The organism is Hanstruepera sp. CR43 (assembly GCF_055227665.1).
Genome location: NZ_CP200078.1, coordinates 117,127 through 128,944 on the forward strand (window position 1 = coordinate 117,127; position 11,818 = coordinate 128,944).

The window sequence follows — 11,818 nt, forward strand, 5'->3', positions numbered from 1 at the left end:
TTATGAGTGAACAATTAAAAGTGCCTACCATGGCAGAGTATATGGCAGAAGGAAAACAACCAGAATATTTGTTTTGGGTTGGTTCTGCTGGAGCTTTTGACGATAGGGCAAAAAAAATCACCAAAGCATTTGTGAAACTGCTTAATAAAGCCAATGTTGATTTTGCTGTTTTAGGCACAGAAGAGTCAGATTCTGGTGATGCCGCTAAACGGGCAGGAAATGAGTTTTTATTTCAAATGCAAGCCATGACTAATATTGAAGTAATGAATATGTATCAGGTGAAGAAGATAATTACTACTGATCCACATGACTTTAATACACTCAAAAATGAATACCCTGGTTTAGGAGGTAATTATGAAGTGTACCATCATACACAATTCGTACAAAAATTAATTGCTGAAGGAAAAATAAAAGTCACAGAATCAGAATTCAAGGGTAAAAATGTTACATTTCATGATCCCTGTTATTTAGGCCGAGCCAACGAAGTCTTTGAGGCACCAAGAGCTTTAATTCAAACCTTGGGTGTGAACTTTAAAGAAATGAAACGCAGTAAGCGTACATCGTTGTGTTGTGGCGCTGGAGGTGCCCAAATGTTTAAGGAACCTGAAAAAGGAGATAAAGACATCAACGTTTTAAGAACAGAAGACGCATTGGAAACGAATCCAGAAGTTATTATTACGGTTTGTCCATTTTGTAATACCATGATGACTGATGGTGTCAAGGCAAAAGAAAAAGAAGATAGTATTCAGGTTATGGATATAGCCGAATTGATTGCCAATGCCCAGGATTTGTAAAAAATGATTATACCAAAGAACATCTTATCTATATTGCTGTTTTTAATGATAAGTGGCTCTAATGTTGTTTTTTCTCAATCTAAAGGCCAAGTTTCACCAACACAGCTTCAATTTTTGAAAAACAATTTTAATTGGGATGATGAGGACTTTCTCATTATAGGGTATAGAAATTCTAAAAACTATTGTACCCAATATAAAATTGAAAATAATAATGAAGGTGATAAAAATGATTGGATTTTAAGTCTCATGTCCTCTGCGAATATTAAAAATGCTCATGAAATATTAGTCATCAATGGACCAAAATCGTATAAAAATTCAAAGAATATTTTTCAAGATAAAGAGGAGTTTGTTTATAACGAGTTTTTAAATACGAGTTCATGCTATAGTTTACTGATATTTAATGAGAATGGTAATTATATATCAAGAATTGGTGAGTTTACAGAATTTGATATTAGAAAAATAATAAATCAATTAAAGCCATAACATTTAAACTTTAGAACAGATTTATTAATGAAAAAGGAAAAGTTACCATTAAGAACCAGAATTATTTCAGGTTTATTGCAAGGCTTGTTTTTCGCCATTGCTATGGAAGTGTTTTATTATTTTGATGGTGATGATTTTTTAATATGGCGATTCCTGTTTCATGGATCTTTTTTTGGATTTTTTATGGCTTTGGCATTTAGATATAAAGTAAAAAAAGAAAAGTACTAATGGGTCTTAAACGAGAAAAAATATCTTTAAAAATCAGGATTTTTATAGGTGTTTTCGAAGCGGCTTCTTTAATAGCTGGTTTGGGTCTTTGGGACTATTATAGTGAAGTGGATTTACAATATGGGAAATATGTTTTTCAAGGAGTTGGATTTGCTTTTTTAATGTCATGGATGCACAAATATAAAGTTGTTGAAGAAAAGAAATAATACTAGTTGATTTTGAAAAAGGTTTTGTTCTTTTGTCTATTATCCATCAATGTTTTTTCCCAAGTTAAAAAAGATTCTATTTCACCTACTATACGTTCTGTTCATAATCCTGAAATATTCAAACCTCAGGCCTTGATAGTTCCTGTAACATTAATTGGTATTGGAATAATTGGTTTAGAGAGTCATACCATTCAGGATTTTAATAGTGATATTAAAACGGAAGTTAATGAGCATATAGATGAGCAAATTACCATAGATGACTTTTCACAATATGCTCCTATGGTATCGGTATATGCTTTAAATGCACTCAATGTTGAAGGGAGACATAATTTTAAAGAGCGAACAGTCATATTAACAACGGCTTATGCCATTATGGCTTCCAGTATTTTTATTACAAAATCGGTTTCAAATGTTCAGCGTCCAGATGGCACCTCATTTAATTCATTCCCTTCTGGTCATACTGCAACTGCATTTATGGGAGCTGAATTTTTAAGACAGGAGTATAAGCACAAATCCATTTGGTATGGTGTGGCTGGATATTCTGTGGCTATAGGGACAGGTTTATTTAGGGTTTATAATGATAGACATTGGGTTAGTGATGTCGTTACTGGTGCAGGAATAGGTATATTAAGTACCAAGATAGCTTATTGGTTTAGCCCATTTTTAAATAATAAGGTTTTTAAGACCAAAAAAACAAATAAAAATCAGGTACTCTTGGTTCCATATTATAAGAATAAGGAAACCGGCTTGAATTTTGTTATGAATTTTTAATGTTAGAATAAATTATGCTAGTAGATTTTAAAAATTTACCCGAAGAATCTCGGGTTTGGATATACCAGGCCAATCGCTCTTTCACTGAAACTGAAATTGATGAAATAGAAAGCAAGCTGAATGTTTTTATTGAAAACTGGACAGCTCATGGTAGTGATTTACAATCAGGTTATTTAATTAAATATAAACGCTTTATAGTAATAGGATTGAATCAAAACTTGAATAAAGCAACAGGTTGTTCTATTGATGCTTCAGTGCATTTTATTCAGCAATTGGAAAAAGAATATCAGGTGGATTTAATGGATAAAATGAATGTATCCTATAAGCAAGGAGATTTTATAGCCTACAAGTCGCTGGCTGATTTTAAACAAATGGCCAAAGACAAAGCCGTATCCAAGAACACCATTGTCTTTAATAATTTGGTCAATAATATAGCTGAATTTAATGAGTATTGGGAGGTTCCTGCAAGTGAGAGTTGGCACGCTCGCTTCATTAAATAAGTCAAATTCCGTTAAATTTTCTTGGATAGTTTTTATCGGTAAAATTGTTAATTACCTTCTTTATAAATCTATCTTAAAGTTTTGTTGACTCTCTTCAAAATACTGTAATTTGGTATCGTTATTGATAATTATGTAAAAAGCCCTTGATTGTATGCATAGAGTCACATTTCTAGCAATATTTTTTTTAATATTTAATACGACATTTTCACAAAATAAAAATCCATTGGAAGCTAAAAACCCTGTTTTGCAGCAAAAATGGGTGGATAGTGTTTATAATAGCCTCGATATAGATCAAAAAATTGGTCAGCTCTTTATGGTTAGAGCATTTTCTAACCAAGGCTTGAAGCATGAGAATATTGTCAGTCAGTTGATAATGGACCAGCACATAGGCGGTATCATTTATTCTACTGGAGGTCCGGTTGCTCAAGCAAAATTAAACAATAGATTGCAGGCCTTATCAAAAACGCCATTGTTGATCGGGATGGATGCCGAATGGGGATTGAGTATGCGTCTGGATTCTACATTTGCTTTTCCTTGGAATATGACTTTAGGAGCTATTAAGGATAAAAAAATTGTTGAGCAGGTTGGTTATCAAATAGGTGAACATTGTAAACGCATAGGAGTTCATTTTAATTTTGCTCCTGTCGTTGACATCAATACCAATCCCAAAAACCCTATCATTGGCAATCGTTCTTTTGGTGAAGACAGAGATAATGTTACTGAAAAAGCTCTGGCTTTTATGAAAGGGATGCAGGACGCTGGTGTTCTGGCAAATGCCAAACATTTTCCTGGTCATGGCGATACGGATAGTGATTCGCATAAAACATTACCTACGATCAATTTTGATCAAAAACGGATTGATTCCATTGAAATTTACCCTTATAAAAAACTCATTGAAAAAGGATTATCCAGTGTTATGGTGGCACACCTCAATGTGCCAGCGCTTGAATCGGAATCTGGTGTCCCATCATCTTTGTCAAAACATATTGTGACTGATATCCTGAAGGATTCGCTTGGATTTAAAGGATTAATTTATACAGATGCTTTAGAGATGAAAGGTGTAGCTAATTTCAGCGAACCTGGTGATATTGATTTAGCAGCTTTTCTTGCTGGTAATGATGTGATGTTAATTTCTGAAGATGTGCCTAAAGCCATATCTAAAATGCGAGAGGCCTATGACTCTGGTGTCATTACCGAAGAGCGATTGGCACATTCGGTTAAAAAAATTCTTCAAGCAAAATTCAAGGTTGGATTGAATAATTTCAAACCTATTGAAGTTGAAAACCTGGTTAATGAATTAAACAGGCCAAAAGATGTCATTTTGAATGAAGTGGCTTTTGAAAATGCCATAACGGTTGTTAAAAACAAGTCCAATTTGTTACCAATCAGGAATTTAAAAGATAAACAGGTGGCTTATGTGCAATTGGGTGATGACTCCGGTTCTTCATTTTTCAATGAACTTAAAAAATACACTAAAGTCCATGAGGTTAAAGCCGATAATTTGGATGAACTTATTGAAAAACTTAAAGCTTATAATACAGTAGTTGTGGGATTCCATCGGTCTAATGACCACCCTTGGAAAGATTATAAATTCACCGATCAGGAGTTAGTTTGGCTCTATGAAATTGCTAGAACCAATACCGTAATTTTAGATGTGTTTGTCAAGCCTTATGCCTTATTGGATATAGCCACTTTTGAGAATATTGAAGGATTGGTGGTGAGCTATCAAAATAGCGAAACGGCCCAACAAAAATCGGCACAAATAATTTTTGGTGCCGCTGAAGCTAAAGGTCAATTACCGGTTTCCATAGGAACCTTTTATAATGAAGGTCATGGAATTGATTATAATTCAATGGCTCTATTGAGTTATTCGATTCCTGAACGTGTTGGGATGAATTCTGAAAAGTTGGCTAAAATAGATTCAGTTGCCCAATTGGCTGTAGATAAAGAAATGACACCAGGGATTCAGTTGTTGGTTGCTAGGAAAGGAAAAGTGATTTATAATAAGAATTTTGGCCATCATACATATGATAAAGATTCTGAATCGGTTACGTTTAGTGATATTTATGATGTGGCTTCCCTAACTAAAATTATTGCAACACTTCCTTTACTCATGGAACTGGAAGAGAAAGGTATTGTGACTTTAGATTCCAAATTATCCGAATTACTGCCGGAATACGCCAATTCTAACAAGAAGGATGTAACGCTCAAGAAGATGCTTTCGCATTACGCACGTTTAAAGCCATGGATTCCGTTCTATTACGCCACTTTGGATTCTGTCACTAAAAGACCAGATCCGAAATACTATAGCAATGAATTTAGTAGTAATTTCAGTGTTAAGGTTGCGAACAATTTATACATGCGCAAAGATTATCAAGATACGATACAAGGAATTATAAAAGATTCTGATTTGTTGAGTAGACTGCGTTATCGTTATAGTGATTTGCCATATTATATCTTAAAGAAATTTATTGAGAAGCATTACGACAAACCTTTGGATGAATTGGTTCAAGAACATTTTTATCAATCTTTGGGAGCAAATTATACAACATATAACCCTTACAACAAGTTTAGTAATAAATCCATTGTACCAACGGAAGTAGATGATTATTATCGTTATCAAGTAATAAAAGGATATGTTCATGATATGGGAGCGGCTATGCAGGGAGGTGTAGGTGGTCATGCTGGCATTTTTAGTAATGCCAACGATGTTGCCAAAATCATGCAATTGTTTTTACAAAAGGGATATTATGGCGGTAAACGCTATTTTAAACCAGAAACACTTGATAAGTTTAACACCTGTTATTTTTGTGAAAACGATAATAGACGAGGAGTTGGGTTTGATAAACCGCAATTGGGAGAATCGGGCCCTACCTGTGGGTGTATTTCCATGACAAGCTTTGGCCATTCAGGATTTACAGGCACTTACGCTTGGGCAGATCCTGAAGAGGAAATAGTATATGTTTTTTTAGCGAATAGAACATATCCGGTTGCAGGATCCAATACGTTGTTAAAAGAGAACATTAGAACAGAGATTCAGCGCTTGATTTATGAATCAATAGAAGACTAATTATGAAAATAGGAATTGTTTGTTATCCAACATTTGGAGGAAGTGGTGTTGTAGCAACAGAATTGGGTATTGAATTATCAAATAGAGGGCATGAGGTTCACTTTATAACCTACAAGCAACCGGTTAGGTTGGAATTATTGGGTAGCCATGTTCATTTTCACGAAGTCAATGTTCCTGAATATCCGTTGTTTCACTATCAGCCTTATGAATTGGCATTATCCAGTAAGTTGGTAGATATGGTGAAGTTGCATAAAATAGAAATACTTCATGTGCATTATGCCATACCTCATGCTTATGCTGCGTATATGGCCAAGAAAATGTTGCAGGAATCCGGTATTTATGTGCCCATTGTAACGACCTTGCATGGAACAGATATTACTTTAGTGGGAAGTCATCCCTTTTATAAGACAGCCGTTGAATTTAGCATCAATAAATCTGATGCCGTGACTTCTGTTTCGGAGAGTTTAAAGCAAGATACATTGCGATTGTTTGATATTAAAAATACGATACATGTCGTTACGAATTTTATTGATTTATCAAAACATGACCATGGTTTTACGGATTGCCAACGTTCCATGATGGCGCATGATAATGAGCGTATTATTACACATATCAGTAACTTCAGACCGGTAAAGCGTATTCAGGATGTTATTAAGGTTTTTTACAACATTCAAAAGCAAATACCAGCCAAATTAATGATGGTTGGTGAGGGACCTGAAAAAGAATCGGCTGAAAAATTGTGTCAGGATTTGGGTATTGAAGATCAGGTTGTTTTTCTTGGAAACAGTAATGAAATTGATCGTATACTTCGTTTTTCCGATTTATTTATTCTACCGTCTGAAACGGAAAGTTTTGGTCTAGCGGCTTTGGAGGCCATGGCTTCTGGAGTGCCTGTTATTTCAAGTGATACAGGAGGAATTCCAGAAGTAAACATTCATGGTGTTTCTGGATTTTTAAGTCATGTTGGTGACATTGAGGACATGAGTAAAAATGCCATATCCATTTTAAAAGATGTCCCGACCTTGATAAACTTTAAAAAACAGGCTCAAACTCAAGCGCAAAAATTTGATATTCATAAAATTGTACCGCAATACGAGGTTATCTATGAGAATACCCTGTCTAATTGTATGCAGTTAAAGTAGAATTCTATCCTTTTTTAATTCGAAAATGACATTGTTTTCATTGTTTTTGTCTTGTTTTAAGACATCATGCATGAATTGATTTTTTAAAAGAAGTTTTACGGAGTTGTTATTTTCTTTATGAGTAAAGGCTTCAATAGACTCTAGTTTCAATTCATGAAATCCAAATTCTAAAACTGCATTTAAGGCCTCACTCATCATACCTTTTCCTTGGTATTTTGGATGCAGTTCATAACCAACTTCAGCAGTTTTTTTGTCCTCTGAAAAATTCCATAGACAGATTGTGCCAATTGCTTTTGTGTGATTCTTCTCTGAAATGCACCAATAGCAAGACTTTTTGTTCCTATTATTTACTATAATAGTTTCGATGAAGGCTAAAACTTCTTCTATTTTTTTAGGAGCTTTTCTGTCTATGAATTCATTTACCCTTTTATCAGATCTTAAAAACATAATATCTTTGGCATCTTCTAAAGTTAATGTGCGCAACCTCAATCGCTTGGTTTGTAATTCTTGAAACTTCATAATTGAAAGATAGAATATTCCTATCAATTGGTTAAATATTTATATCTTTCTTAAATAAATCAACGATTATTATGAACCGAAAATCCTTTTTAAATCTAACAGCCAGAGCAGGACTTTTTTTAGGTCTATCACCATCACTATTTGCTCAAAATTCAAATAATAATGCTTTAGAGATCGAAACAGTGAACGATATGTTGCGTCAGCAAAAGGCAAAAGGCAATCTTGTTGGTTTAACTGCAGATCCTATAGATAAGGTAAGAGTGGGTATGATTGGAATGGGAAATAGAGGAAGTGTACTCATCCAAATGTTTGAATACTTAATTCAACATAATCATGCAGAGATTGTTGCTTTGTCCGATTTACGGGAGGATAAATTGAAGAAAAACAATGATTATCTTAAAACAATCCAACCAACTGGGGCCGACTTGTATTTTGGTAGTGAAACTGAATGGAAAAAGTTGGTGGATCGGGATGATATAGATTTACTCATTATAGCAACGCCTTGGGAATACCATACCGAAATGTCGGTTTATGGTATGGAAAAAGGAAAACATGTGGCCTGTGAACAACCTATGGCCATGACTTTGGATGATTGCTGGAAACTAATTGAAGTAGCCGAAAGAACCAAAAAGCATTGTTTTTACATGGAAAACTGTTGTTTTAATGGCGAGGAACTTTGGGTTTTGAATATGATTAATGAAGGTGTTTTTGGTGATGTGAATCATGCCGAAGGAGCCTATATCCATGATTTGAGAAAGCATATGCTTGATGAAACCTATTATGAAAACCAATGGCGTATAAAACACCATGAAACCAAAAACGGTAACTTCTATACAGGTCATGGACTGGGACCCGTTAGTTTTTACATGGATATCGGTAGGGGCGATAATTATGACTATCTGGTCAGTATGAGTTCGGTTGAAAAAAGCTTGAGTGAAGCTGCCGAAAAACAAAATTTCAGGACAACGAAATTTGCCTGTGGCGATATGAATACGTCTATTATTAAAACAAAGAAAGGCAGAACAATCATGTTGCAATTTGATACGCACACTGGTCGCCCATATTCTAGGTTAAATACAATAACAGGAACCAAGGCTGCTCATCAGGGGTATCCATCACGACTATACATTGGTCATGAAGAGTTACAATGGGGTCATGCTTGGTTAGATGATGACCAATATAAAACATACAGGGAGCGCTATGATCATCCGCTTTGGAAAAAGTTGAGAGACCAAATTGATGCCAACGCTGTGGGACATGGCGGTATGGATTTTGTTATGGTATATCGATTGATTCGTTGTTTGAACAAAGGTTTGCCTTTGGATATTAACGCCTACGACAGTGTCCTTTGGAGCGCCATTACGCCTTTGTCTGAGATTTCAGTTGCTAATAAAAGTATGCCAACTGTGGTGCCCGACTTTACGGGTGGAACATGGGAGACTCACCGAAAAAATGAAGTTTTAAGAGATATTTTATGATCCGAAGTTGTTTTGGGTTATGGTGTTAACCTGATCCAAGTTTTCGATAAGATTGGTAAATAGAGTAAATTGATTACGGGCTCTAACGAAATTATGCGTTTCATATTGAATTTTGTAATAGGTGTCATGGTTCAAAAAATCAGTTAAAAATCGTAACCCCATAATAAAAATCAATGTTTGGACACCAAGAGGCAAATATTTAATTTCTAATTTGGTGAGTAAGTCTTTGGTTTCTGAAGCAAAGCCTTTACAGAAAGCATCGTAATAGTTTAGATTTAAATAAACATTATCTGGGTTTGCATCATCTTCAGTGGTACTGGAACAAATAGACCTTACAGAATCTCCAAAATCAAATGCCGTAAGTCCCGGCATAACGGTATCTAAATCTATTACTGCCAATCCTTTTGGAGGTTGTGTCTGACTAAACAATATATTGGATAGCTTGGTATCGTTGTGGGTAATTCGTATTGGTAAAACTTGATCTTCTTTCAATTTCCATAATTTGCTCATAGGCAATCTATATTTGGATATTAATTCAATCCAAGGTCGAGAAACCGTTATTCTTTCTTTTGTAGCAGATTTCAAAGCATTGTCAAATTGCTTCAAACGCCATGGGACGCTATGAAATTCTGGAAGGGTTTCAGATATTTTTGATTTATCAACTGTTTTTGTAACATTGATAAAATTGCCATAAAGTTTACCTGCTTCATAAACTAGGTTGCTATTGGTAGCTTTTTCAAAAACTTGAGAATTGTTAATAAATGGCATAAGCATCCAAATTCCATTATTAATTTGATAGTAATAGGAACCTTCATTTGTTTTTATAAACTGAATGGAACAGTAGTTTGAGGTTTTATTTTGGCTGTAGTATTTACTTAAATGGTTGCTTACAATTACTTTGTTTTGAATAACCTGACTGTAGTTTTTGAAAACGGCCGTATTGAGTTTCTGAAGGACGTATCTTTTATCATTATAAGAAAACGCAAGAAAAGTATCATTAATATGACCTGAAGAGATAGGCTGTAACCTTTCTATATTGTCAGTAATTGTAAATTTTTTACAAATTGAGATCAACTGTTCTTGTAACATAGGTTAATAGGGTAGTGGTTTGATTTGATGAGTTGTTCTAGATGCTTTATTATCTCAATGCTATCTTGTTTGTAAGTTATTCCATACCATTGTGTATCGTTAGTTAAAACTTTAAATTCCTGCATGTTGTTAATGCTCGCATCTACAATTGTAGTGATATAAAATTCATCAGTTTTTATATTAGTTGTTTCTCTTAAAAATTTTTGAAAAGCCATTTTGCCTACATCAAATATGCTTGTTGTGAATCCCCAGAAATTCATGGATACTATCGTATTGTCAGAAATAGGGGTATCATGGTCATACACAAGCTTATTGTTTTGAATCCTAATACTGTGCCGTTCTATAATGCGTTTTAAGCAATTGTCTTTATCGACGATACATTCCCCTCTGGAAACAGATCCATGTGGTGATAGTGTTTTGTTGATACTGTAGCCCATTAAAAAATGACTTTGTGCGTCATTTTTATATAAACTATCATGCATTTGTTGAAAAGCTTTTTGTCCATAAAAATCGTCAGCATTGATTAAGGCAAATTTTCCAGAAACAACATTGCTCAATGATAACAATGCATGGCCCGTGCCCCAGGGTTTTAATCGTTGAAGATCTTTTTCAGAATAGTTTGGTAGTTCCAGTGTTTGAAAAACAAAAGTTATTTTAATTCGGGAAGTATCTATATTCAGGAAATGCTTTTGAAATTGCGGTAAAGTTTCCTTTCGGATGATACATATGATTTCAGTGAAGCCAGCGCGCCAAGCATCATATATTGAAAAATCAATGATGGCAAATCCATTTATCAGAGGATGCAACTGTTTAAGACTTCCGAATCGTGTGCCTAATCCAGCTGCCATAATGCATAAGGCTTTTTGTGGCATAGTCACAAATCTAATAAAAAAACCACCTTAAATAGGTGGTTTTGCTGTATGTTTAATATGCTAGATTTTAAAACTGATATCTTACACCAAGTCCAACATCAATATCTAAATCGTTGTTATCGTAAAGGTCGTCGCCAAAACCTAATTCTGGTCTAATATCCAAAGATAGTAATAAAGGAAAATCAAAACTATATTCAATTCCAACCGTTCCTGTTAGGATGGGAAAGGCATCTCGTTTGCTCTCATAATAATAGGTGTTCTGACCAGGAACATATCGTTCATATTCATGCTTAAAGGCAGCAAAGCCAACTCCAGGGCCAGCATACCAGTTAAATCCGCCATCAATGTTCCATACCCATTGATAAAGACCTATAAGCTTTATGCCGTCATAATTCTTTCCATCACGCCATCCAAAATCAAATTCTAATCGATTATTTTCAAAAATAGCTCTTTGATAAGAAACTTCAGCACCAAATCCTTTGCTGTCCCCTAAACGGAGTCCAATGGCATTTTTGGAAATTTCTTGTGCGTTACTGAATGTTATCGTTGCTATACATGTTAAAGCGAATAAAATGAGTTTTTTCATAAATGTTTAAATTTTTTAGATTCAATAATATATACGGTTAAATAATGATGATGGATTAAATCCTCGAAATATGATTCAAA

General features: G+C 34.5%; 13 protein-coding genes. 9 read left to right on the forward strand and 4 right to left on the reverse strand.

Features of this window, described 5'->3' with window-relative positions; all coding sequences use genetic code 11:
• The first annotated feature begins 2 nt into the window (after positions 1-2).
• The 8 genes from ACKXGU_RS00445 to bshA all read left to right on the forward strand — a co-directional run bounded on the left by ACKXGU_RS00445 (position 3) and on the right by bshA (position 7,194).
• Positions 3-794: a (Fe-S)-binding protein gene (locus ACKXGU_RS00445; protein WP_463466115.1), complete on the forward strand. Its 792-nt coding sequence runs from the start codon at positions 3-5 to the stop codon at positions 792-794.
• A 3-nt stretch (positions 795-797) separates the two neighbouring features.
• A complete protein-coding gene (locus tag ACKXGU_RS00450) occupies positions 798-1,277 on the forward strand; it encodes a hypothetical protein (RefSeq protein ID WP_463466116.1) in 480 nt (159 codons plus the stop codon).
• A gap of 27 nt (positions 1,278-1,304) precedes the next feature.
• Positions 1,305-1,505, forward strand: a complete 201-nt coding sequence (locus ACKXGU_RS00455) for a hypothetical protein (protein ID WP_463466117.1) — start codon at positions 1,305-1,307, stop codon at positions 1,503-1,505.
• The gene (locus tag ACKXGU_RS00460; RefSeq protein WP_463466118.1) at positions 1,505-1,711 is read left to right on the forward strand and encodes a hypothetical protein; all 207 of its coding nucleotides are present in this window, start codon (positions 1,505-1,507) and stop codon (positions 1,709-1,711) included. Before ACKXGU_RS00455 ends, ACKXGU_RS00460 begins: the two co-directional genes overlap by 1 nt.
• Positions 1,712-1,723: 12 nt before the next feature.
• Positions 1,724-2,482, forward strand: coding sequence for a phosphatase PAP2 family protein (locus tag ACKXGU_RS00465; protein WP_463466119.1), 759 nt, complete (start codon positions 1,724-1,726; stop codon positions 2,480-2,482).
• 14 nt (positions 2,483-2,496) lie between these two features.
• Entirely contained in the window at positions 2,497-2,982 is a 486-nt protein-coding gene (locus ACKXGU_RS00470; protein ID WP_463466120.1) for an ABC transporter ATPase, read from the forward strand.
• Between the two features lie 151 nt (positions 2,983-3,133).
• A complete protein-coding gene (locus tag ACKXGU_RS00475; protein ID WP_463466121.1) occupies positions 3,134-6,052 on the forward strand; it encodes a glycoside hydrolase family 3 N-terminal domain-containing protein in 2,919 nt (972 codons plus the stop codon).
• Positions 6,053-6,054: 2 nt separating this feature from the next.
• Positions 6,055-7,194, forward strand: coding sequence for an N-acetyl-alpha-D-glucosaminyl L-malate synthase BshA (bshA, locus tag ACKXGU_RS00480; protein ID WP_463466122.1), 1,140 nt, complete (start codon positions 6,055-6,057; stop codon positions 7,192-7,194).
• On the opposite strand, the gene ACKXGU_RS00485 is transcribed toward bshA, so the two are convergent.
• Positions 7,186-7,713 carry a GNAT family N-acetyltransferase gene (locus ACKXGU_RS00485; protein WP_463466123.1) on the reverse strand — a complete coding sequence of 176 codons (528 nt, stop codon included), beginning with the start codon at positions 7,711-7,713 and terminating at the stop codon, positions 7,186-7,188. The genes bshA and ACKXGU_RS00485 overlap by 9 nt on opposite strands.
• Before the next feature lie 71 nt (positions 7,714-7,784).
• Between ACKXGU_RS00485 and ACKXGU_RS00490 the strand changes: the two genes are divergently transcribed.
• Entirely contained in the window at positions 7,785-9,191 is a 1,407-nt protein-coding gene (locus tag ACKXGU_RS00490; protein ID WP_463466124.1) for a Gfo/Idh/MocA family protein, read from the forward strand.
• Here ACKXGU_RS00490 and ACKXGU_RS00495 read toward each other — a convergent pair.
• The 3 genes from ACKXGU_RS00495 to ACKXGU_RS00505 all read right to left on the reverse strand — a co-directional run bounded on the left by ACKXGU_RS00495 (position 9,186) and on the right by ACKXGU_RS00505 (position 11,738).
• Positions 9,186-10,280, reverse strand: a complete 1,095-nt coding sequence (locus ACKXGU_RS00495) for a phosphotransferase enzyme family protein (protein ID WP_463466125.1) — start codon at positions 10,278-10,280, stop codon at positions 9,186-9,188. The genes ACKXGU_RS00490 and ACKXGU_RS00495 overlap by 6 nt on opposite strands.
• Entirely contained in the window at positions 10,262-11,128 is an 867-nt protein-coding gene (locus ACKXGU_RS00500) for a sugar phosphate nucleotidyltransferase (protein WP_463466126.1), read from the reverse strand. The genes ACKXGU_RS00495 and ACKXGU_RS00500 overlap by 19 nt, the downstream gene beginning before the upstream one ends.
• 91 nt (positions 11,129-11,219) lie before the next feature.
• Positions 11,220-11,738 carry a hypothetical protein gene (locus ACKXGU_RS00505; RefSeq protein WP_463466127.1) on the reverse strand — a complete coding sequence of 173 codons (519 nt, stop codon included), beginning with the start codon at positions 11,736-11,738 and terminating at the stop codon, positions 11,220-11,222.
• Positions 11,739-11,818: the final 80 nt, after the last annotated feature.